We start from the raw sequence: 23,422 nt of genomic DNA, 5'->3' as shown, positions 1-23,422 counted from the left end.
TCGTGCGCGTGCACTTTCAAGTCGACGAACGACGTCAAATGCCTTTGCGCGCGGCGAACAAAATAATTTCTACCCGCCGATTACGCGCTCGGTTCGCCGGCGAATCGTTCGGTGCGACCGGGTCGGCGTCGGCGCGGCCTTCGGCCGACAGGCGCTCGGACGGAACTTTTGCGGTGAGCAGTTGCAGCACTAGGCGGGCGCGTTCCTGCGATAAGTGCCAGTTGGACGGGAAGCGCGCCGAGCGAATCGGCTGGCTGTCGGTGTGGCCGGTGATTTGAACGTGACCGGGAACGTTGTTGAGCGCCGTGCCGATTCGGGCAATCAGCGGAACGTGACTGCGGGAAATCGTCGCGCTACCCGGTGCGAACAATTCATCGCTGCCAAGGGTGACGACGCTACGCATTTCGTCTTCATGGACTTCGACTAAGCCTTGCTTAATTTCTTCCGCCAATAATGCCGCCAGCCGTGGTTTCGCGATCGGTGTCGTCGATTTCGGCAGCATCGGCATGGCGACCCGGATCGCCTGAATCTGGGCGAACACCGGGTCGGAGTTGCGGTTGAGGCTGAACAGAAAGCCGAGGTAGATACCGAACAAAATTACCGCGCTCGCGGCGACGATCATCCAGAACGGTACTATCCGGAGCACGGTGCGTTTCAATACGGCGGTGCTGCGCCAGCGCGGCGAAAGATCGCGCTCATAGTCGCCTTGAACTTTGCGTAGCAACCGCGCCAAGCGTTCGCGTACGGTTTCCAATTGCGCGCGGCCGCCGTCGATCGCGCGATAGCGGCCTTCGAAGCCGAGCGCGAGGCAGATATAGAGTAGCTCGAGCAATTGTTGATTGGGCGCCGGTTTCTCGGCGAGCTTCGACAGCAGCACGAAAAATTTTTCGCCGCCCCAGGTTTCGTTATGAAACATCACGAGCAAGCTTTGCCGCGCCCAGGCGCCTGATCCGCCCCACGGTGTCGAGGCGACGGTCTCGTCGAGCAATGTGCAGAGCGCGTAGCGCGCGGCGATGACATTTTCGACCGGTATACCGGCGGCCTTGGCCCGCGCTTCGAAGGTTTTAATGTTTTGTGCCAGATGGTCGCGCAGCGCCGCCGGATCGGGATGCATCGACGTTGCTCGTAGTTGTGGCACCAGCGCCAGCAGTGGATTGGCGGCTGTGACCAACGCGTTTAGGCCGCCAGTGAGCGGAACCGGCTCGCTGTAAACATGGGTCGCGGTCCTTGATGTCGGCATCGGCGCCCGCGTCGATGCGCGACGACCGGGCGTGGGAATCATGATCGTGTGATCGGCGTCGGTCAGCGCGAACGGATCGTCTTTTTGGCTCATCGGTATCGTTGCTCTCGCTTAATTGCGGATCGCCCAGAATTCCATCTGCAACCCGGGAAACTCGCCGTTCACATGCATGGCCAGCGCGCCGTTACGTTGGATCTGTTTCCACAAATCGCCGTCGCGTTCGAGCTCGAAGTAGTTCATGTCGGCGTGATAGGGAATTTGCCGCGGTGCCACCGGTAGTGCGCGCAGGGTAATGCCGGGCAATTGCAGGTTGACCAAATCGCGAATGCGCTCCACCGGCCCAATCTTGACCTGCGTCGGGAAGCGCGTGCGCAACGCCTGTGCCGGCAGTTGCGCATTGACGGCGAGCACGAAGCTGGCACTCTTCAACAACTCGGTATCGTTGATGCTCGCGACCTTCACGCCGTAGCGGCGATCGAGCAGCTCGATCGAAAACGCGCTGCGTTCCATCGGTACGTTGAGGCTGTAGCGAATTTCCGCCAGCAGCGGTGTGAACGACAATTCGAGCGCGTCGTGTCGGTATTCGGCGATCTCCGGCGGCCGGCGCTTGGCATGGCTGAAACTGGCGAGATCGCCGGCCAACGACAGGCAGTTGGAATACAGGCGTTCCGGATGCAGCAACGGATGGCGCGATAGATGCGCAAACAGCAGCTCGTTGCGATTGACCGTTTGCAGCAGCAAAAAGTCAGCGATCTCGGCGACACCGCCGCGTCCCGGTTCCGTCATCCGCGCTGCCAGCACATCGCCGCGCTGATGTAGCAGGCCGTGCAGTTCCTGCAAGTAGCTCGCGAGCGTCGGATCGCTGCCGACGTGCAATACCGGCGGAATATAATTTTTGTTGAGCGCCACTTGGTTGTCGGCGCGGCGCTCGCTGATCTTGACCACGCCCAAGGCGCAATAGGCATCGGTCAAGTCCCGTTGCCGTAACAGCGTCAGTCGCAGCTGTCCCACTTGGATCAGCGTGCTCTCGCCGGACGCGGAGTTGGTGTTGGCGTCGGCGACGTCGGTTTCATCGACGGAAAATCGCGCCAAGCTGCTGTCGTCGTCACCGCCGGCGTCGATCTCTTCAGTGCCGGGACGACGCATCGGCAACGCCAGTACGATCAGCTCGTCCTTGGTATCCGGTTCGATATCGAGCGGCGTCGGCGGCGTATCCTGCGCCGGGAAATCGAACGGCGTGCCGTCCGGCATAATGCCGCGGGCGCTGGATAATTGAATTTTACCGAGCGCGAGCGCGGCCTCGTCGACTTCCAGCTTGACGAAACCCCAAGCATGGCCGGTCAGCGGTTGGGTGCGTCCTTCCAGCAGCCGTTCTAAGTAGCGATCGTGTTGTTGAAAGTGCTGCGGCTGGAGAAACATTCCCACCGACCAGACGACTTTGTTGTTCCAATGCATGGCGTTAATCGTCCGTTAGTTGGGGGTCACGACGACGCTATGAGCATCGAGTTGAATGCGTATTCGATTAGTTTTCTTCGGCTTTACGGCAATCGAGGCACGCCACTGCGAACGTTCCAGATCGCGATAAGCGGCGACCACGCCGAGGTAACGCGCCTCGGGCGCGACATCCTTGCGTAGCTTGATCTCATCGCCCGGCATCATTTGCAGCTCCTCGCGATCCAACAGCTCAGCGCCCAATGTCTCCTGATCTTTTTCGAACACCGAGAAAAAATCGCCGCTGTCGAATGCCGTGAGCGATTTGAGCACGTAGATACGAACGACGATCGGCGACGGTCGGCCGTGCATGTCGGGATTGACCGCCGGTTCTACCGCCAACACCGTCTTGAGGGTGGTTTGCGTAGTGCAGGCGGTCATCGCCAGCGCCATAAGCAGCCAGACAAGTTGTCGAGCCAGTCGCAAAAGAGCTTGGTTCATTCGTGTAGCGTCGACCGTTCGTTAGTGGTGGACGCATGCTCCCACGGCGCTATCGCGCGCAAAACGACGCCAGCAGGCGCGACACGACATCAATGGGCACGAACGCAAAATTCGCTCTGTTTAAGGAGCGGATCGGAGTGAGCGGAGTTTTGACTTCGAAAAATGCGGAGGAGCCTTCAACGCGGGTTGTGACCAATGGCTAATCGTCACATTCCGGCGATACCACAGACGGTGTCTATGGTGCTTCTCCGTCCTGAAGCCACTGGGGCGCCATTTACGAACTTATTAGCAGGTCCCTTCCCCTGCAGGGGAAGGGAGTGGTGGTTGACGCTTCTCGATTTTTGTTTTAAGGGAGCCTCTACAATTCAAACATTGCAAGGGAATTTAAAAACAGAAGATTCCAGTAACGTATCCGAATCAGTAAGGGCGATCGGGAATAACAGTGCCACTGTTGTCGTTGGTTACATCATCGACTCAGCGGTGTTGATCTTCGGTGCGGCGATCGAGCTGAGAGAACTGGTCATGCTGGAGCTTTGCGCCTCCCATGCGGCGCCGCTGTTGGTGGTCTTGAGGATGCCGCCGGATTCAGTTACCCAAAGCGTCAAGCGGTCGACTGCCATCGCGCTGCTGAGCGTCGCCGGCAGCGGGTTTTGCATGCACCATCCTTGTTCCTGTTTGCTGGTGCTGCACGTGCCGTTAGCCACGGATCTTAAGTCGGTCGGAATTCAGAATCATCCGCCGTCCTTCCCGCGATTAGCGTTGTTAGCCTGTTACTGATCCATCTAGTCATTCGCTTGCGCCGCGACGAAATGACGTAAGCGAACAACATTGGTTCTACCCCCCGTTACGTCTGCTATTTTCCACCCGTGAGAGTCTTCGCAATAAATCCATTCATACCAACCACCCATGCCGTGTTGGCGTCTAGCGCGACAATGGAGCTTATTTGGTCCGAATGAAAGTTTACCGTCCAGCCCGGCTCTCCATTGCTGGCTGGGTTGCCGCCGGTGGTACTTTTGAGAATGGCGCTGTCCGTACTCGCCCATACGGTGCTCGTATCGACGGCAGCAATAGATTCCACCCAGGCGGTTGTCCCGGTGTCTTGCTTTACCCAACCCGGCTTGCCGTCCCCGGTCGTATCACCGCCGGTGGTGGTCTTCAGAATAGTGCCGTCAGATCCAACGGCCCAGGCGGTGTTTGAGTTTACGGCGGTGATGGAAGTCAGCGTTGATTGCACGGCGGTGTCCTGCTTCACCCAACCCGGTTTGCCGTCGCTGGTTCTCTCGCCTCCGGTAGTGGTCTTCAAAATAGTGCCGTTGGACCCGACGGCCCAGGCGGTGTTGGAATCGACGGCGACAACCGAGTACAGCGTATTCGTGATTGTCCCAACGTCTTGCTTTATCCAACCGGGTTTACCGTCGGTCGTCATGTCGCCGCCGGTAGTGGTTTTAAAAATGGTGCCATCGCCTCCGACAGCCCAAGCGATTTTCGAATTGACAGCGGTGATTGATAACAAGGTATCGGTCGGTAAATCGGCAACGGGTATATCCATCGTTTGTGTTACCCAAGTTGCGCCGCCATTCGTGGAATTCAGAATAACGGCCTTGAACGTTGCCAGATCTTGTCCGACTGCCCAAATTACGTTGGCTTCTGCTGTGGCGATGGAACTCAAATTAGCAACAGTCGGTAGATTGGTTTGCTGTATCCATGTTTTGCCGCCATCGAAGGTCTTAAGCAATGTAGAATCGTTTCCAACGGCCCATGCCGTGTTCATGGTCTGCGCGGCAATAGATGTAAGACGTCTAGTATGCCCGAAGCTTTGTGGCGGCCAGGACGTGCCGTTATCCGAAGTTTTGAGGATTGTGCCGGCAGCTCCAACGACCCAGGCCGTTTTCTTGTCTTTGACGACGGCCACTGAGAATAGGATGGAGCTTGTCCCTGCACTGTGTGGTTTCCACGTCTGGCCGCCGTCTTGGGTGATTATAATTTTGCCGCCACCGCTATTCCCGATTGCCCACGCCGTTTTCTGATCCAGTGCGAAGATTGATCGTAAGACGTAGAAGTCTCCTGAATTGTGAGCTACCCAGCCCGGCGTTCCATCGGCTGCGGTATCGCCACCGCTGAGAGTTGTTAGGATTGTGTCGCCAATGCCATCTCCGCCAACTATCCATGCGACGTCAGTGCTGACCGCAGCAACTGAAGACAAGGACCGATGCTGGTTAGCACCTTGGAAAGTCTGCAGGGCCCAGACGTCACCACCGTTGACGGTTTTAAGGATTGTGCTGTCGTCCCCAACAGCCCAAGCAGTTTTTGCGTCCGCGGCCGCAACTGATTTTAAATTTGCGACAACAGGCGCATTGTCTGGTGGAAGTGAGGTGGCGTGCTGTATTACCCAAGTATTGCCGCCGTCTGTCGTTCTTAGGATTGTGCCGATTTCTCCCACCGCCCACGCCGTCTGCGAATCTGCAACGGTAACAGAGGTCAAATTTGGTATTCGGTTTTCCGATTGAATTCCGACAATTGGTTGCGGTATTGGCACCTGGGTTAATCCAGATTCCTGTGCGACCCATGTCGCGCCGCCATCGATTGTCTTTAGGATCGTCCCAGCGTTCCCAACCGTCCAGGCAATCTTGGGATCCTGTTTATAAAATGAAATGGAATTCAGCTTGCTTGACGTTTTTGGATATTGCGGTACCCATGTCGCACCGCCATCCTTAGTTTTTAAAATAGTGCCGTTATTGCCGACCGACCAAGCTATCAATTCGTCGATCGCCACGATGCTTGTTAGATCATCGGCTGTCGGTAACGGATTTTGGACACACCATCCTCGTCCCTGTTTGCCGGTGCTGCATGTACGGTTTGCGACTGAGTCCAGATCTATTTCCTCGACGAAGACCGTGCGCGCAAGAGGCGTGCTGCGCTGGCTGGCGTCGATACAGGTTGCCGTAACCGTCTTATTCCTTCCGGTGTCGTAAGTTGTCGAGATCTCGCTATCCACCGTGGGCGTTCTTGTGCCTTTGCCGTCATCGAGATTCCACTCGTACAACAGCGTGCCTTGACCAACGCATTTTGCTGTGTAGGCCACGGCGCCGTTTATCCATGGCTCAGCTGGCGCAACTGTGAGTTCGGTCATTTCCGGCGGCGGATTCGTGCGTGAACTGCCGCCGTCGCCACCACCACCGCACGAGCCGAGAAAGGACAAAGCAAATATCGCGATACTTGCATCGAGCAGGCTAATGGCTCGCAAACCGCGTCTAGATTTTTTGTTTTGAGAAAATGAAATCATCTGTACGTACTCCTCCCTACTAACCGCGACGGTAGTCGGTTCTGTTGTTGTTCAGAAATTTGTCTGCACAAAAAAATGATACGGAGTTGCTGCGCTCCTCCGTAATGCTGTCCATGTTCACCGACATCGGCGTATCCGCAGAGGTTATCGATTGCGAATACGGCGATCTCAGGGACAGTCGGGGATGACAGTGCCATTGTTGTCTTTGGCTTCGTCATTGCCCCAACGCGTCAAGTAATACGCCGATACATACGCGGACGGGTGGCCCGCGCTATAGCTGTCGAGGTCGGTCCACAACCACCAATGGTTGTGGTCGTTGCCAACCGTTACCGTGTCGCCCAGCTTCTTACAAAAGACGTAGTTCGTCCCGGCGAAGAGTTGACCGACGGAAGCTGCGCCTTGGCTGTACGGATTCGGCGTGAGATAGCCGTTACCCGGAGCGAAAGTGTCGACCCAATATTTCGTGGTGGGCATAGGTGATGGCGGCGGCGGTGGCGGCGGAGGAGGCAAGCCGACGCAGTCGGGAATGTCGGTTCCGTTGTTGTCTTTGGCGACGTCATTGCCCCAGCGCGTTAAATAATACGCCGACACATAGGCTTTACTGTTGCCTGAGCTATGGCTATCGAGATCGGTCCATAACCACCAATGATTATGATCGCTGCCGACCGACACTACGGTCCCCAATGTTTTGCAAAAAACATAATTCCGACCCGCATAGAGTTGGCCAACCGGTGAATACCCGGAGATAGTTGGCGACGGATAACCGTCCGCCGAGGCAAACGTGTCTACCCAGTATTTCGCGTCGGGTGCCGACGTTGGTTCCGGCGGCGGATTCGACGATGGAGGGGGAGGCGTCGAGCAATCGATCGATGAGACGGTAATTTTTTGGTCGTTGGAAATATTGATCCACTGGCTACCCAGTCCGTGTCGATCGATTTTCTCGATGCGGGCGGGGACCCACGGTTTGGCGTATTGTCGCTTGAATTCCGTGGTGCATCCTCCCTCTGCTCGAAACGCTTCGGCGCTGCGAAAATCGGCGCGCTCGTTAGAAGCGTGTCCTGGAGATAGATCGATCAGCTTGGCTTTTTTGTTGGTGTTCTCGCCTAGTGGTGGCGGTAGACACGCTCGTACAAAGATGTCGTCGTCTTGGGGCAGACGATCGCTATAGCACCAATGGTTACTGACTTTGATATCGCGGGCCGGGAAGGTCGAGGTGCTGGTCGTGTTGTCGACCTTGCCGCACGGCGGAGCCGAGCACTCGCCTGGCGCGGCCATGCCGGTGATCGGCCATAATGCCCCAGCGAAAATTGCCAGCCAGGTTATGTATTTGCTGACGGATTGCATTCTTGTTCTCCCGCGCTCTATCGGCTTCTCTGCCGCTAGCCTTTTAATTCACTCGGTCGCGATCTCTGGGCGCCTATTGCGTCAGAGATTATTGCGCTCCATAGAGTCCGCCATTCGTAAGCGTCTTACTGACAAGCCCGCTGGGTCCGGCGATCCAGGCGCCTAGGTCGCTGACGGCGAATACGGAATACATATCGCCGGTCGTTCCCGAGGTCTGTAGTGACCAGGTCTCTCCGCCGTCTGCGGACTTCAACACAGTTCCCCGGTCACCCACGACCCACACGGCCATCGCGTCTCGCGCCGAGATCGACGTGAGGTTGGCCGACGTGCCGTTTTTCGAATTTTTCGACTCCCATGTCGCGCCGCCATCGGTCGTTTTCAGTATGGTTCCCTTGTCACCGACCGCCCAGGCCACGCTCGTATTTCCTGCGAGGACCGCAACGGCGATCAAGTTGTCGGTCACTTTGGCGGCGGTTGATTGGTCGATCCAATGACTGCCACCGTCAATCGTTTTGAAAATCGCTCCACCACGACCAACGATCCACGCCGTCTGCGAGTTCGCCGCCGCAATTGAACTGAGGTCGACGTCTGAATTGTTGCCGAGGTGTTGCGTACTCCAATTCGCACCGCCGTCCGTCGTCTTAAGGATGGTTCCGTTCGCTCCCACCACCCACGCTTCACTCGCGCTGAGCGCGGCAACGGATGTCAAATAGTCGGTGATAGGCGCGTCGCTTCGTGCCCAGCCGACTTTGCTGTCGGCAAACCGCAGGATCGCACCGTTCTCGCCGACTGCCCAGGCCGTGTTGGCGCCGCGCGCGGAAACGGAAACAAGCCGGTTGGTTCCGTAATATTCTTTACGCCAAGTCTCGCCGCCATTTATGGTTTTTAAAATGGCGCCGTTGTCGCCCACCGCCCAAGCGGTATCGGTGCCGACGGCGGCAATGGAGTTCAAGTTGTCAGTGCTATCGGAACTGTGCGGTTGCCAGGTAGTGCCATTCGTGGTTTGCAGAATCGCACCATCCCAACCGACCGCCCAGGCTGATTGCGCGTCGAATGCGACAATAGAGTTGAGGTTGGTATTGTTCCACTCGACTTGCTGGTCTATCCAACTGTCGCCGCCGTTCGTCGTTTTCAAGATCGCGCCATTGTCGCCCACGGCCCAGACAACGGTTGCGCTCAGGGCGGCAACTGAATTCAACCGGCCGACGATTCCTGCCGTCTTGTTTTTGTCCACCCAGGTGGCGCCACCATCGGTTGTTTGCAGGATCGTCGCCTCGCCGACGGCCCAGGCAGTGGTCGCATCCACCACGGCGATGGAGTACAGAGTGTTCGACGTTTGAAAACTGTGAACCGCCCAAGAACCGCCGGTGCCGGTGATTTTGTAAATGACGCCATCGCCGACCGCGAACGCCGTCGTCGCATTCACAACGGCGACGGCGTAGAGGTTGATGTTGATATCGATATCCGGAACGGCTTTCCAGGTTTCGCCGCCGTTTGTAGTGACCAGCACAGTTCCATTGTTACCGACGGCCCAGGCTGTGTTCGGATCGTAGGCGGCAGTCGCTCTTAGGTAATTGACTGTCCCGGAGTTCTGCGTCGACCATGCCGAGCCGCCGCTGATAGTTTTTAGGATGGTTCCTGCTTCACCGACGACCCAGGCGGTTTCGACATTCGCGGCGGCGAGGGCGCTCAGGTATTTGGAAGTGCCGGAATTTTGCACAGCCCACGTGCCGTCGTCCTTTGTCTTCAAGATGCCGCCCGGTCCGGCTGCCCAAAGTGTTGCACGGTCGAGCGCGACAACACTGTTCAGCGATGCCGCGGTCGGAAGGGGGTTTTGCGTGCACCAACCTTGTCCCTGCCTGCCGGTGCTGCAAGCACCGTTCGCCACGGAATTCAGGTTTATGTCCAGTACGTTGATATCCTTTGTGAGCCGGGTCTGTTGGTTGTGACCGTCGGTGCAGGTCAGCGCGACGGTTTTGTTTCCTGGGCTGACATAGATATGCGGGGCGATGGGCTTCGATGTCGTTTTATGAGTTCCATCGCCGAGGTCCCACTCGTATGTCAACGGACCGTCGCCGACACACTGCGCCTCGAACAGGACCCGTCCTTCAATCCACGGATCCGAAGGCGATGCAGTAAACCACGTCACCGCAGGCCCCGGCTCGGCACGCGAACCGCCATCGCCGCCGCCACCGCTGCAAGACGCGAACACGGAGAGGAAGAGTACGGCGACTACCGACGCGCATGCGCGGTTACCAAAAGGTTTGGTCCGCGATCGGAAATTCTTTTTGTTTCTTGTCATCACGACCAGATCCTTTGTGATGTTTGCCGTTCGCAACACTCCCGTGGACTATGCCGCGATTGCGTGTGTCCGCCAGTGGACCAACGTGATCGAAGGGACGGCTAAGGCGTTCAGCGGTGTAGGTCCATGTTTAATCGAGCCGAAGTATACATGCATCCACCACGCACGAAATGACGGCATCGGGCGCCAAGCGACATCGTTGAGCTGGGGATCGTCGTGTTTGGAGGAGGGTGCATCATAGGGCGGCAGTTCTTTCGTGCGGTCCTGCAGCAACACATATTCGGCGCGGCAAAATCCGTTTCATTCCGCACGCGGCTGATAATTCGGTACGCTTCGCGGTTTATGGAGAGTAGATATAGCCCGGAGGAGCGCAGCGAGTCCGGGGCGGTTTCTAAAGACGTCGGTAGTTACTATCTATTTATAATCACTCCCTGAATGAGGCAATTCAACTTCGTCCCCACCCATCTTATCGCCGTCACTTCATGGACCAGGCTTAGTAGCTTAACAACGCTAAACAATATGACATCGATCGCCGCACTCGACGATAAAACAGTGTGGGTCGCCGCTTGGGACGGTGCGATCTACCAGACAACCGATGGGCGATACTTGGAAAACGCAGAAGACGGCGACCATCGTTGGCTTAAACGCCATTATCGCGATCAACGCAAATTTCGCACTGGCAGTCGGTGATACTGGGACGATATTAAAGACGACCGACGGCGGCGCTACAAGAGCTCCAGCGTAACGCCGCGCCGGCTGAATTCGGTCACTGCGGTCGATAACAATACCGCATGGGCCGTTGGCGACGACGGCGTCATTGTGAAGACGACCGACGGCGGTATCACCTGGAGCGGGGAGAACTCGTATAAAAGTAATTCGCTGAGCTCAGTGATAGGCATCGATGCAAGAACAGCGTGGGCCGTCGGCGACAGCGGGGCGATCATTAAAATCACCAACGGTAACTCGTGGACGACACAGGGCGAGGGGATATCGAATGCCTTTTTGACGTCGATTGCCATCGACAAAGCGCATCCCGATACGGCATGGGTCGCCGCCGGCAACGTGATACTAAAGACAACGAACGCCGGTAATAACTGGGTAATTCAGAATCCAAATCCACCGGCGATTTTTCACGCCATCGCCGCAACAGATGCCAATACGGTGTGGGTCGTCGGCGAGACCGGACTCATCCTCAAAACCACGGACGGCGGCAGCACCTGGGTGACGCAGAATTCCGGCGTTAGCAGCGCTTTGTTCGGCGTCGCCGCGTTAAATACTAACGTGGCCTGGGCGGTCGGCGAAGGCGGCATCGTTCTAAAGACAACCAACGGCGGCGCCACCTGGAGCCCGCAAATTTCTACAACCAGCTCCGTACTGTTTTCAGCCACCGTAGTCGATGCCAACACTGTTTGGGCTGCAGGTGAAAGCGGAGCCATCATCAAGACCGTCGACGGCGGCGCTACCTGGCGCTCACAACGGGGAGCGGCAAGTCAGACTATGAGATCAATCGTTGCCGTTGATGCGGATACGGCGTGGGCGGTTGGGGAGGGGGGAATTATTGTTAAGACGGTAACGGGGGGGGTGATTCGGGGCGGCACCGATTTAAATCGTGTATCCCGGAGGTGTGGAGCGAGTACGGGGTGGTTGTTGTCGCGAAGATGGAGAGTTGCGATCCCGCTTTCGCGGAGATGGCGGATTCTGCATAAGCGCATTTGCTATCGGTGAGCGTTACGAGGCCGGCTTGATTTCGCCGATGTACTGAACCACCTACCGTTTCTGTTCCTCGTTGATAGTTGAGCGAGCTGTGTGCGTTGCGGCTCACCGCAACGGTACGGGGCAATGTGCTGCGCTTACTGCGTCCTATTGGAGCAAAAGGCGAGATCTGACCCTGTCGTGTTTTTTGCATTTTCGGGCAATGTCCAGATCGTATGAAGATGTTCCAGCAGGATACAGATGGCTTCAATCGTAAAGGCCCGCCTCGCCTTAATAACTCGAAACGCCTCACGCCTCTCGCACGACGTCGACATACTCCACCAACCACCGCACCGACTGATCCTGCCCGGAACAACATTGCGCCAATACCGAACCATGCTCACTACTTATTTTCGTAGCTCGGAGGAGCGCAGCGAGTCCGGGGTCGTCGTTGTGAAATGTTTAGATGTCAACACAAATCCTACGTTTATAATCGTGTTGGCGATTTGTGCGCCAGGGCAACGGAGATTCGAACCAACTTATTGGTTGATTGCGAATTCTATTTTAAAATCGTCAAAGTCCTGTGGCCGAACCGTTTTAGCACTAGTTAGTTTGGCGATAATTGTTTCAAAGTATTTTTCTATCATGGCCTCATTAAAAAGACCTGTATTTATCGCGTGACTTGCGATAGTGCTAACAACACTTGGGTCTACCTCGCATATTTCCGCGCTGTCATGTGGGTTTAATCCAGCAAGCCTATTTGACCCGTTGATAATCCAGAGGCAATAGTAAAATGTGAAAGCAAAGACCGCATATACATGTTCATGAAACGGTGACGATCTCATTTCATATTCAAGAGAAACCACCTCTTCATTAAATTTTGCATAGAGATCCTCGAAACGCACAGCGCTATCACTTACAAATTGCCACAGCGCTGTTAACACCGACTTCATGAAAACTTGCGATTCTTTCTTGCAATCACAAGAGTCGACTATTTTTTCTGCAAGACGAAGCACTGCACCAACCTTGATAGGCTCGACCAGTTCCTCATAGGCACCAATATCAATTCGCAACAATCTTTCCTCCTCTTATCGTCAACACTTCACCATTTACTGGATTTCTCACAATAATAGTGAGATTTGGATATTGTTCTGAGAACTGGCCCAATACTCCTAACGGTTTATCAGAATTCAATCCTTGTCGACATGTAGAACAGACTGGCTGATCTACCATCATGTGCACAGTTCCAGTGGTATCAGGACCATATCCGTTTACCCGCAAATCTTCCCTCATTTGATTCACCAAATCCTCTTCCGCATGCCGTCTATTAACGGTACTTGGTGACGATAAATCAGGATCGCTCCACGGCCATATAGCCCCACGTGCTGTATATGCACCACCAGAAGCACCTCTGTAAAGTCTATTGTCTAATCCTGGAATATCAGTTCTTGCGACTCCAACTGTACCGCCTGTTACAGTTCCTTTGGAGTTGAATTTCGGAACACCAGTTTCGTCGCGTGCGGCCCGCAGGTCATCAGCGAGATCACCGTTATCAGGTTTGGGTTTAACGTGTGAGTTGTTGTTAGGGTTGGGCTTTTCTATGCCGTCAGATGGATCAGACGCATCTGCTTTGTGAGTTAAACCAAGAACGTCAACCTTGGTGAAGGGGTTTGTTGTATAGCCATACAGATTAATCCCTCCGGATTGTCCAATTGGATCTGACTGTAAATATCGGCCAAGAGCGGGGCTGTAATACCGGAAACGGTTGTAATGTAAGTTCGTCTCTTGATCGTAGTAGTGTCCAGGAAAACGAAAATCGCATTCGACAGTGTTTCCAGCCGCCACTTCGATCAAACCATATGCGGCAATTTTCTTGGCCAACCAAACAACGTTACCCGCCGCATCTTCGATTTTTTCCGGCAAACCAACTTGATTCTGAAAAACGAAGTACGCCTGCCCGTTGTTGGCACGTGCATCCACGCTGGAATAGTCAATAAACATGAACGGTAGAAACGCTTCTGCGTTCGCGTATAGATAAATTCGCAGTTTCCCTTCGGCGTTGACTTCTGCTGCCAATCGATCGCCGTCCCAGTAGTAGTTGGTTCGTTGTTTTCCCACCGTTTTACTAATGCGCCGACACAAGCCGTCGTACTCCGCAGTCCACACGTCGTCGCGGTCGTTCCACGTCACCTGCACTAGCATGTCGAGGCTGTTGTAGTGGTAACTGACGCGGCTGACGTTGTGACGGATTTCCTCGATGAGATGGTTGCGGTTGTTGTGGCGAAATGAACTCGTTAGCGTTGACGCCAGGCGATTGCCTTCAGCGTACTGAATGCTTTGCACTTCAGGCGTGGATAGAAGATTACCAGCCGCGTCGTACTTATAATTTCGCTCAAGCCAGCCGTCGTAGTTTTCCGCAATTAAGCGATGTGCGGTGTCGTAGCGAAAATCGATAGTGCCGTTAACACTATCGATGATGCGACGCAGTTCACCAACGGCGCTGTACTGATAGGTGATCCAACGCGCTCGATCCGGATTTCCTTCGCGCCAATTTATCCGGCTGGTGCAGCGATAGTCGCGGTCATATCGGCGTAGCTCGTTGGTGCCGTTGGCAAGTTTGGTCAGTATCCGGCCGTCGGCAGCGCGCTGAATGCGGTGAGTGCCGCCATCCGGGGTGTGGATCAACACATCACCCGTGGGGACGAGTTCATAGTTGACTACAAAGCGATCGAAATACTCTGTCGCAACTAAATGATTGCCGTGGTATGTATGCCTGATGCCGCGGCCGTCGCGCAAGTCCGAGGTCCTGCGTCCGCGCCAGTCGCGTGACAGCCTGACATCATATTTATCCGTCGACGCCTTGGTAAAATTTCCATGAACGTCGTGCTCGAAACTATGAACTTCGCCAGAAGCGAGGACTCGTTTGCTATGCAGACCGTTGTTGCCGACCTCGAATTGCAGCAGCACATTGCCGTCGCCATCGCGTTTTTCGATCAGCCGGTCGCCCTCGTCATAGGTGTAGATCTCGCGAATCACACCGTGACGCGTCACGCTGATAAGTCGGTCCTTATAATCATAGGTATATCGGCTCTCGTTGCCGTTGGCGTCGATGATTCTCGAGATCTTCTCGCGGCGGGTATATCCGTAAGTAACGGTGTTACCGAGCGGATCGGTTTCAGTGCCGCGCAGGTTCCATGAGGCGGTGCGGTAGTTATATTCACGGCCGTCCTTATCCTTGAAGCGAACGACGTTGCCGGCGGCGTCGTGTCGATACTGCTCACTGCGGCCATCGATGTCTATTTCCTCGATTATGCGCCCAGCAGCGTCGCGTTTTTTCTGCGGTTCTTGGTTGACCGGTTCTGGCTGCGCCAGCGCTTGGTAGGCGCGGGCAGGGAGTCCTTTGGGCATGGCAAAGAATTCCGCCGGGCGCAGCTTTTTGATGTCGCCCCATTGCAGGCCGAGCGGCGTCGTCGGCACTTGGTGTGCCAATGGGTTCGGCAGGTTCGGTGCTTCGTCGATGGTCGGCCACTGGTTGCCCCAACGATCTACGCGTCCAGTGTTCTGGCCGCGTTCGTCATAGAGCCAACGCAACGCGCGACCGCCGGAGTCGATTTCTTCGATGACGCGGCCGTCATCGCCGAGAACACGCTGGCGTACGCCGCCGTAGGGATCGACGATGCGTGTGATCGTGCCGAGCTCGTTGTAGATGAACGTCCACTTGCCACCATCAGCTTCAGTCACGAGCGTGCGGCCGGGTTGGTATTCGAGACGCACCAGCCAGAGCTTGTCTTGGCCAGCGCTGGCGATGCACCGGCCTTCGCCATCGTATTTGTAGTAGAAGGAGTAGCCGTTGCGGTCGCCGACGCGCGTCATGCGTCGGTTGTCGTCGTAGTCATACGTGGCACTGGCGCCGAGTGGATCGCGCCACGTGGCCAAGCAGCCGGCAGCGTTGTAGTCGTAGCGGGCGATGACTGCTGCGGTTTCTTCGGTCGGGCCGCGTGCCACCTCGACCACGTGGTTATTTTGGTCGTGGCGTAGCCAGGTCGACACGGCATGTAAATCGTTCTCGTCGAGCGGAGTCTGCGTAATGCGGTCGAGTCGGCCGTGCTGGTCGTAGTGAAAGTCGCTGCGAATTTTTTTTGTGACTGAGCTGACGAGGCGGGCTGAGGAATCATTGGGATTGGCGCGGACGAATCCCATGTTGCCCATGATGTTGTGTTTCAGCACGAACCGACATTCATCGCGCTGCTCCAATTCGAATCCCCCAAAGACGCCGCCGTAGGTTCCGCCTTCGTAGCGTGAAAATTTGTACTTGCGGTTTTCGCCATTGATAAAGATCGCGCGTGTGCGCAGCAGCCGCAGCTCGAGTTGGTAGTAGTGGCGAAAGCCGAAGCCGAGGGGACCGTCCTGATCGTGCCAATCGCTGTAGTAGTAGCGATCCCATTTGAAAGGCAATGGCCCAGCATCGTCATAGTCGTGAAAGTCATTGGTGCTGGCGCCGGTGACCGGATCGATCGGCTCGCCCGGGTTTTGGCATTTTGAATTCTCGCCCTCGTGTTTCGGCTTCTTCGGCTTCTTCGGCTTTTTCGGTTTGCCCAATCCGCCCAAGAGATCCATCGCATCCGGCAGCGGGAAGCCGCCGACCAACACGGTCGGATTGCCGAGCAGTAAAATGCCGAAGCCCGGTGGGACGCCGGGATCCAGGCCGAGCATGAAGCTGAGCGCGGCTGTTATCGCGTCCGCGGCCGCTTGCGCACCGTCCACGATCGCCGCGGTGGTGTCACCGCCCGCGCCTTCCGCGGCCGCGGAAAGCCCGCCGGCGGCGGCGCCGACCAAGCCCAGGGCGGCACCCAACTTGCCGACATGGGACAACGGATTGCAGTGGAGTGTGATGTCTAACCCCATGCGCGCGACGCGTGCGCCGGCGAAGAACGTATTGCTCGATCCGGTAAAGATGCCATAAAGCGGGTACAAGCCGCCGCAAGTTGGCGCGCAACCCAAATCGCCGGCGCGTACGCCTGGCAACCCGCTGACTAAAACGTTCACGCTGCCAGCGCCCACGGTCCAGCCGATGCTTGGCAGCGGAACCCCGGTGCTCGGCGGATGAAGGTGCGCATGGGGAAAACCCAAATGTGGCACCATCACGAACGCCGCCGGCATGCCGGGCAGAAGTTTCGCCAGTGGGTCAACCGCGACGGACAGGCCGGTATTGAGCAATTCGGGAATAAAACCGACGACGGCGAGCCCCGCATTCACGCCGTGACTGATCTCGCCGACCGTGCCTTGTTTTGGATCTGGTCCTTCTTGGAACGGTTGCGCCGTGTTGTTGACGACGCTCGACATTGCGTCCACGCTGGCCAAGCCGGTCGGTGCGATCAATGGCTTTGCCGGTTGCGATTTATCCGGCGGTTGCAGCCTATCGCTCGGCGTCATGAATGACCTCCGTGCGCGTGGCTCGCATTGCAATCGTGTGCCGTCATGTCGCGACGCAGTGGCGATGCCGCTAGCGCTGTCCGTTCGCGTTCGAGCTTGCGCACTTCGTCCGGCATGTCGAGGGTTCGGTACACGCCGATCAGGTGACCCAGCAACGACTCTTGCTGTTCGATGCAGTCGTACCGCTGACACAGATCCTTGGCATCGCGCCACGTTTGAATCGCTTCGGTCGTCTTCCGGCAGCCGAGTTGCGCGAGGCCGAGCTTTTCCATCGATTGAATCTTGGCCGACAAGTTGACCAGTTTGCCGGCGCAGCGGTTGGCGAAATCGAAGTAGCCTTCGGCCTCGGCGAACTCCTTCAAACGCAAGCAGCACTCGCCAGCGCCGCTCAAGAGATTCAGCAACACCGCGAGATTTTTTTCCGGTACGGCGACCGCCAGGCTTTGCTGGTATCGCTTCCTTGCCTCTTCCAGTTGGTTGCGCTGCATTGCCACGTCGCCGGCGCCGGCCAACGCTAGCGCTTGGCCGACGGCATCTTTTTGCTGCACGTGGTAGGCGTGCAACAACGCATATTTTTCGAACGCCTGATCGTAACGTTTGTACGCGAGATCGAGCGCCGCGACTTGGGTCAGCGCCAGTATCCGTTCCGCGACCGGGATATCCGGATTGTTTATCGTTTTTACCAAGCTGTCCGCCGCTTTGGGTCCGGAGAAATCGACGTCGATCGTCAGGGTGTTTTGAGTTTTTTCGCGCGCGAGTTCCGGTAACAGAAACGGTTGGGTACGGTTGTCGCGCACTAAGAACCGGTGACCTTCCATCCAGTCATCGACGCCGTCGAGCGCCAGCAGGCCGGCGATCAATGTTTTGTAACCGGTGACGTCGCTAATCGTGACCGGACAGAAGATCCAGACGATGTCACCGTACTCGCTGGCGACGCGATGCACATACTCGACGGCGATACGAACGCGCTTGGGGAGTGGTTGTCGCGCGTCGTTGCATAGCAACGGCAACGGCGGCCAACGGTCGACTCCGTCCGCGGTGCGCTGCGCGTTGACCTTGTCGATTTGCGCAGTCAATGCGTCCATGCATTTTTGTAAGTAACTCGTGGCATCGACGCATTCGAATGGAAACAGCAGAAAGAAGTGATTCGGCCATTGCGAATCCCAGCTCTTCACGGCGGCTAGCGGCATTGCCAGATCAGCGTCTGAGCAATTGATCACCAGCGTCGGATAGTCGGGCTGCTCGATGAACTCGCGCATCGCCGATTCCATTGCAACGTACTCGCGGCGCATGTGTCGGTCCCGATCTCAGTTGAGACGAACGAAGCGGCTTCTGACGATGGTGTCCGCCTCGGTGCGGATATCGACGCCGCCCTGACCGCCGACGAATTCGAGCGTCTCGGCCTTGAGCCGCAGCTTGCCCGGGACTTCGATATCGACGCCGTCGTTCACCAGTCGCACCACCGGACCGCTGCTGCCGGAGTAAATCTCGACGACCGGTCGATCGTTGGCATCAACGACGCGTAGGCATTTGTCTTGCTCTAATTGCAGCAAGTGGCTCGCCTCGGTGTTCTCGCGGATCGGCTCCTTGGGCGCGGCACAATCCACGATCGCGGTCACGAGCTTCTCCGGCCAGTTGCCGGGCTGCGTGAGCAATACGCGATCGCCTTTGTCGGGTGTCGCACCACGCACGTACTTCAGCCAACGCTCGGTGGTGTGGCCGGCGTCGTCGGTCCAACGCACGAACACGTGGTTACGAAAATCGGGGTGGTGCGTGTCTAGTACTTCACCCAGTAACGGTTGCGACGTCGTCGCCGCTGCCGTTTTCTGGGAAGGACGTGCCAGCAGCAACTGGCGCAACGACGGGACGTCGGTCTCTTGCTCGGCGTGCGTTGCTAGTTGTTCCGTGTCAAATGACATGAGGGGTTCCTTGGTTGGCGGTTTCATCAGTTGTGGTGAATCATCCCGGTAAGATGGATGCCGCTCGAGTCGAGGACGATCGAGCCGCCCGAGGACTGTAGCGAGACCTTTGAGGGCTCGACCGTCACCGAACAGGATTGGCCGCTGGCTACGACGACTTTGGTGCTGCCGTCGATGAAGACTTCCTTGGGCCCGATGTTGACTTTGTTGTTTCCCTTGATTTCGGTCGTGTCGGTGGAGCTGACGGTGGCTGTCGGTTCTCCATGCAGCTCCGCATGCGGCTTGCCGTCCACGAGTGCTCCCAGTTCGCCCTTACCAACGAGCTTGGCCGTTTTTGCCGCGGTGATTGAGGCGTTGCCGTCCGTGGATTCCGCCGTATAGTCGCCGCCCGTCGCTTTTACCGAGCGTGGGCCGGATTTGACTGTGAGCGAGGCGCCCAGCTGAATCGTTTCATCTTGCATGCCGGCCAACACCTTGAGGATGTCGTTGCCGGTTTCCACCGTGCGCGTGCTGTCGTTCTTGACCATGACCGCGTGCGCGCCGACGGGGACGTTGAGTTGATAATTGCCGGCCAACGACGTGTGTACGATGTCTTTGTTGGCAGTGAGCACGCTCATGCCGGTCGTCACGGTGGTCGAGTCGTCGCCGGTCGCGATGACACTCGATCGTTGGCCCTGTACGAAGTCGGACTGGTTGTTTCCCACCCAATTTGACTGATCGTTACCGGCCCTCATCTGCATATCGTGTTGACCGAGGAGATTGAGCTTCTCCGCGCCGGCGGTGTCGTCCATCGTCATCTCGTTGCTGCCCTGGCCCTTGTGCGTCTGCGATTTCAGTCCGCTGATGACGCCGCCGTGCGGGACTTTTTGGTCGGCGTTGAACACGCGGCCGGTGATGATCGGCCGATCCGGATCCCCCTCGAGAAAATCAACGATCACTTCCTGACCGATGCGTGGCGTGCTCACTGCGCCCCAGCCCTTGCCGGCCCACGGTTGCGACACGCGCATCCAGCACGAGCTGTTCTCGTTGGATTGGCCGTAGCGGTCCCAATGAAACTGAACTTTTACGCGGCCGTGATCGTCCGTGTAGATTTCTTCGCCCGCTGGTCCGACTACGATCGCCGTCTGCGGTCCCTGCACGGCCGGCCGCGTCGTCGTCTGCTTCGTGCGAAACGGTTGTTGGCTGTGCAGGCCGGTGAGGTGAGCGCTGAAGCTCGCGCCGTCCGAGGCACCGGTTTCATAATTTTGGCCGTGCAACTCGAAGCTTGCCTTGACCACCAAGTACTCGCGGTTCTGATCGCTGCGCGGATGTCCAGTGAGCTTAAATAAACGGCCGACGGCCACACCGCGTGCGTTGCTGTCCGCGTTCACCAACTCGTGACGTGCCTGTAGCTCTTCCATGCGAATGCGCGCATATTTTTCGCCGTCTTCGCGGTTGGTGTACGAGCCGGGATAGTCGAAGATCTCGTAGTCCGCGAGCCCATGGCTGCGTTGCAACGAGGTAAGCGCCGCCAGATTAACGCTGGGTTTCTCGAAATCGAAATCGTGCAGTACGTATTTGCCGGGGCGAATCTCGCGCTCGCAAGCCCAATTGCCGATGTACTCGCGTTCAGGACGTGTCGACTGACCTTTGGGCAGAAACGCAATCTCTTCGTAATGCGGAAACGACGAGTGCGCGGCGTAGCTGTCGGTTAGCACCAGCATGTCGCGGTTGTCGCTCGGATCGAAATAGTAGTAGATGCCTTCTTCTTCCATCAGCCGGCTGATGAAGTCGAAGTCCGACTCGCGATACTGCACGCAGTAATCGCGCGTGCGATACGACTCCGTCAGTTCCAGCTTGTACTTCGCAACCTCGTGTTCCTCGAACACCTCTTTAATAATTTCCGGCGCGGTTTTGTTCTGATAGATGCGGCAGTCCTGGGTGCGCGTGAGAAACCATAGCCACGGTTTCAAGATCGCGTGGTATTTGTGATACCTGCCTTCCATGCCGACCAGGCCGAAGCGGGTGACATACGCCGAGAAATAACGGTCACCGCCGTCGGGCAGTTCCATCTTGATGGTGACGCTCTTGCCGAGAATGTCATCAGGATTGATGTCACCCGATTCGCTGAGTGCATCGAGCTGGTAATCGGCGAGCCGGCCGAGCTCCTCGGTCACGGTCATGTGATGGAACAGTAATACGTTCGCGCCGAGCGGGGTCGTGAGCTCGAACGTACGAGCCGATAGCGTGGGTGCGCTCGTGGTTCGGGACCCTGTCGCACGTTGTATGGCGGGTTGCGCTGCGGTCTGTGTCGTGACCTGTGTTGTAGTCGGCGTTGTGACCTGAGTCGAGACCTGTGTTGTTCCGAATCCGCGCTGAACCATTGCCACCTCCCTCACATAAGCATGGCGCGCATTCAATCCAATGACGATGCGGCCTGATAAAGAAATCGAGAATGTTGAGCGCCGATGTTTATGGGTTCGGCAAACCGTCAACGTGTAACCATGCTCCCACGGAGCTCGCAGGCACGAAACGACGTGAGCGGAGACGACGCGACATCAATGGACATCGCGTCGGAAAGATGAAACCTTTTTTGGGAAGCGGTGTGGTCAGCTCGAAGGTTCGTGTGATTCGATCGACTGCGTCCATGAGTTACCGTCCTTCGTTGTTTTTCGAGTCTTACCAGCCCTCGTTGGCGAGGTGTGTCTGCTGATGGGCTTTGCGCAATTCCTTCGCTGAGACATTCCGCAGCGACGGCCGAAACACCTTTGGCGCCGTTTGTAGTGGCAGCAGCGCAAATCGTTCCAGTTTTTTTCCCACCGGCCACGACGACAGTGCCAGGTACACCAGGATGCCAACGGAAAGTCCCGGAAACAAAGCGAACAGCCCGAGCCACGCCGAGTACCCCGCCTTCCTCGAAAGCTGCACGACGATCAGCGCCAATAGCGTATGCACTGTTAAGACGATCGTGATGTCCACCATGGTTCGTTCCTTGTTCAATGGTTCGCTTTGAAGTCCCGTCGAATATTCCCATTGCTCCATAGCGCACAAAACGACACAGGGTGACATCACGCGACATCAACTGACATTGCGTTAGTGAATGGGATAGGTAGAAGGAAGAGTTGGACGGCGTTGACGTCGCGAGCTGTTGTCGCTTAACGGTTCACGCGGAATTAAAAAACTCGAGTTCCCCTCTGCCGTTGCGGAAGAGGGGAACGGGAGAACTGTTCTAAGGCGCGAAGATCGCGACCTTCAATTGGCTAGGAAAGAGTCGTACACCCGATGCGTTGGTGCTGTTTTGTAACGACATGCTGGTCATGCGCGTCGCCGGCATCCCGCCCACCAGAAGGGTATATGCCGCAGTAAGGTGCCGGCTCGGGCCCATGACCATACCGGATGCGACACCCAACGCCACTCCAGCGTTGTCGCCGTTGCTTAGCGGAATGACGGTTCTCATGTTATGAGCCGGCGCAAGTCCCCACATCACGTGGTAAACACCTGGCACTCCCATCGGTCCGCTGGCAATATTTGGGTACGTTACTGGAACCGGCGTCGGTGGAGTCAAACAAACGTCGGGAAACGCGACGTCACTACCGCCCCTTTGGCAATTACCGAACATGGCTCATCCTACCTGTATTTGTTTGCCGTTGATCTTGACCAGCTCGCGCGACTTCACGATCGTATGGCTTGCGCCGATATTGACGACGTGCTCGGCCCGTAGATCTAAATGACCGACGCGTACGAGCTCCATCGATTCGATTTTGCGTTGATGCGTCTGCGCATGCACCGACCATAGCTCGGCGGTCTGTTTGATCACGCGCGCGGTACTCTCAAGCGTATCGGCGATCCAGCAGAACGCCTTGCCGATAATGTTGACCCGTTGGCCGGTAATCTGGATTGCCTCACCATTTACATTTACGTTGCGAGCTTTAAGCTGTAATTCGTTGCCGCTCTTCATAGATACACGGTCGGATGCGCCGAGCGTCAAATCGCCTTTAATCGCCAAGTTTACCGATCTGTCGAATCGCACATCGATCGGTGCTTCGACGTTTCGTTCCAAAACCGCAAGCACGAATACGTCCGCCCGATGCACGGCCAGCAACACCGTATCGCCGTAGGCCGGTTGCACCATGCATGATAGCGCCACCCGCGCAGAACGCAGCCCATGGGGCGTGGTGACGACCACACGCGAGCCATCGTTGCGCTCGGTCTCGCCTATCTCATGGATAACGCCTTGGGTCAAAACTGCATCTTCGACTTCTTTCAACATGTTGTTCTCCTCGTCATGACGTCTCGCG

General features: G+C 56.7%; 16 protein-coding genes and 1 pseudogene. 2 read left to right on the top strand and 15 right to left on the bottom strand.

The window, feature by feature from the left end; genetic code table 11:
- Positions 1–34: 34 nt before the first annotated feature.
- The 7 genes and pseudogenes from HY308_04155 to HY308_04125 form a co-directional block, all read right to left on the bottom strand.
- Positions 35–1,333 (bottom strand): DotU family type VI secretion system protein, encoded by a 1,299-nt coding sequence (locus HY308_04155; protein MBI3897474.1) that lies wholly within the window; start codon positions 1,331–1,333, stop codon positions 35–37.
- Positions 1,334–1,351: 18 nt separating this feature from the next.
- Positions 1,352–2,695 (bottom strand): type VI secretion system baseplate subunit TssK, encoded by a 1,344-nt coding sequence (tssK, locus tag HY308_04150; protein ID MBI3897473.1) that lies wholly within the window; start codon positions 2,693–2,695, stop codon positions 1,352–1,354.
- A gap of 15 nt (positions 2,696–2,710) precedes the next feature.
- Positions 2,711–3,172 carry a type VI secretion system lipoprotein TssJ gene (gene tssJ, locus HY308_04145; protein MBI3897472.1) on the bottom strand — a complete coding sequence of 154 codons (462 nt, stop codon included), beginning with the start codon at positions 3,170–3,172 and terminating at the stop codon, positions 2,711–2,713.
- Between the two features lie 461 nt (positions 3,173–3,633).
- On the bottom strand, positions 3,634–3,828 hold the full coding sequence (locus HY308_04140; GenBank protein MBI3897471.1) for a hypothetical protein: 195 nt from the start codon (positions 3,826–3,828) through the stop codon (positions 3,634–3,636).
- A gap of 197 nt (positions 3,829–4,025) precedes the next feature.
- Positions 4,026–6,455, bottom strand: coding sequence for a hypothetical protein (locus HY308_04135; protein MBI3897470.1), 2,430 nt, complete (start codon positions 6,453–6,455; stop codon positions 4,026–4,028).
- A gap of 168 nt (positions 6,456–6,623) precedes the next feature.
- A pseudogene (locus tag HY308_04130) lies at positions 6,624–6,764 on the bottom strand (M23 family peptidase).
- Positions 6,765–7,887: 1,123 nt separating this feature from the next.
- Positions 7,888–10,101, bottom strand: a complete 2,214-nt coding sequence (locus HY308_04125; GenBank protein MBI3897469.1) for a PKD domain-containing protein — start codon at positions 10,099–10,101, stop codon at positions 7,888–7,890.
- A gap of 519 nt (positions 10,102–10,620) precedes the next feature.
- On the opposite strand from HY308_04125, the gene HY308_04120 reads away from it, so the two are divergent.
- Positions 10,621–10,791 (top strand): hypothetical protein, encoded by a 171-nt coding sequence (locus HY308_04120; GenBank protein ID MBI3897468.1) that lies wholly within the window; start codon positions 10,621–10,623, stop codon positions 10,789–10,791.
- Positions 10,792–10,920: 129 nt separating this feature from the next.
- Positions 10,921–11,826 (top strand): hypothetical protein, encoded by a 906-nt coding sequence (locus tag HY308_04115; protein ID MBI3897467.1) that lies wholly within the window; start codon positions 10,921–10,923, stop codon positions 11,824–11,826.
- A gap of 506 nt (positions 11,827–12,332) precedes the next feature.
- On the opposite strand, the gene HY308_04110 is transcribed toward HY308_04115, so the two are convergent.
- From HY308_04110 to HY308_04075, 8 genes are all read right to left on the bottom strand, one after another.
- On the bottom strand, positions 12,333–12,869 hold the full coding sequence (locus HY308_04110) for a hypothetical protein (GenBank protein MBI3897466.1): 537 nt from the start codon (positions 12,867–12,869) through the stop codon (positions 12,333–12,335).
- Complete coding sequence (locus tag HY308_04105; protein MBI3897465.1) at positions 12,856–17,226, bottom strand: hypothetical protein; 4,371 nt, start codon at positions 17,224–17,226, stop codon at positions 12,856–12,858. The genes HY308_04110 and HY308_04105 overlap by 14 nt, the downstream gene beginning before the upstream one ends.
- The gene (locus HY308_04100; protein ID MBI3897464.1) at positions 17,223–18,518 is read right to left on the bottom strand and encodes a tetratricopeptide repeat protein; all 1,296 of its coding nucleotides are present in this window, start codon (positions 18,516–18,518) and stop codon (positions 17,223–17,225) included. The genes HY308_04105 and HY308_04100 overlap by 4 nt, the downstream gene beginning before the upstream one ends.
- Before the next feature lie 15 nt (positions 18,519–18,533).
- A complete protein-coding gene (locus tag HY308_04095; protein ID MBI3897463.1) occupies positions 18,534–19,145 on the bottom strand; it encodes a hypothetical protein in 612 nt (203 codons plus the stop codon).
- A gap of 26 nt (positions 19,146–19,171) precedes the next feature.
- On the bottom strand, positions 19,172–21,508 hold the full coding sequence (locus HY308_04090; protein MBI3897462.1) for a type VI secretion system tip protein VgrG: 2,337 nt from the start codon (positions 21,506–21,508) through the stop codon (positions 19,172–19,174).
- 295 nt (positions 21,509–21,803) lie between these two features.
- Entirely contained in the window at positions 21,804–22,106 is a 303-nt protein-coding gene (locus HY308_04085) for a hypothetical protein (GenBank protein ID MBI3897461.1), read from the bottom strand.
- Between the two features lie 247 nt (positions 22,107–22,353).
- Positions 22,354–22,743, bottom strand: coding sequence for a DUF4150 domain-containing protein (locus HY308_04080; GenBank protein ID MBI3897460.1), 390 nt, complete (start codon positions 22,741–22,743; stop codon positions 22,354–22,356).
- A 3-nt stretch (positions 22,744–22,746) separates the two neighbouring features.
- Positions 22,747–23,394: a DUF3540 domain-containing protein gene (locus HY308_04075; GenBank protein ID MBI3897459.1), complete on the bottom strand. Its 648-nt coding sequence runs from the start codon at positions 23,392–23,394 to the stop codon at positions 22,747–22,749.
- Positions 23,395–23,422: the final 28 nt, after the last annotated feature.

This window comes from Gammaproteobacteria bacterium (assembly GCA_016199745.1).
Lineage (GTDB): Bacteria > Pseudomonadota > Gammaproteobacteria > Acidiferrobacterales > Sulfurifustaceae > JACQFZ01.
The sequence above is the reverse complement of the archived record's forward strand: the minus strand, read 5'-3'. Positions and strand labels throughout refer to the sequence as shown.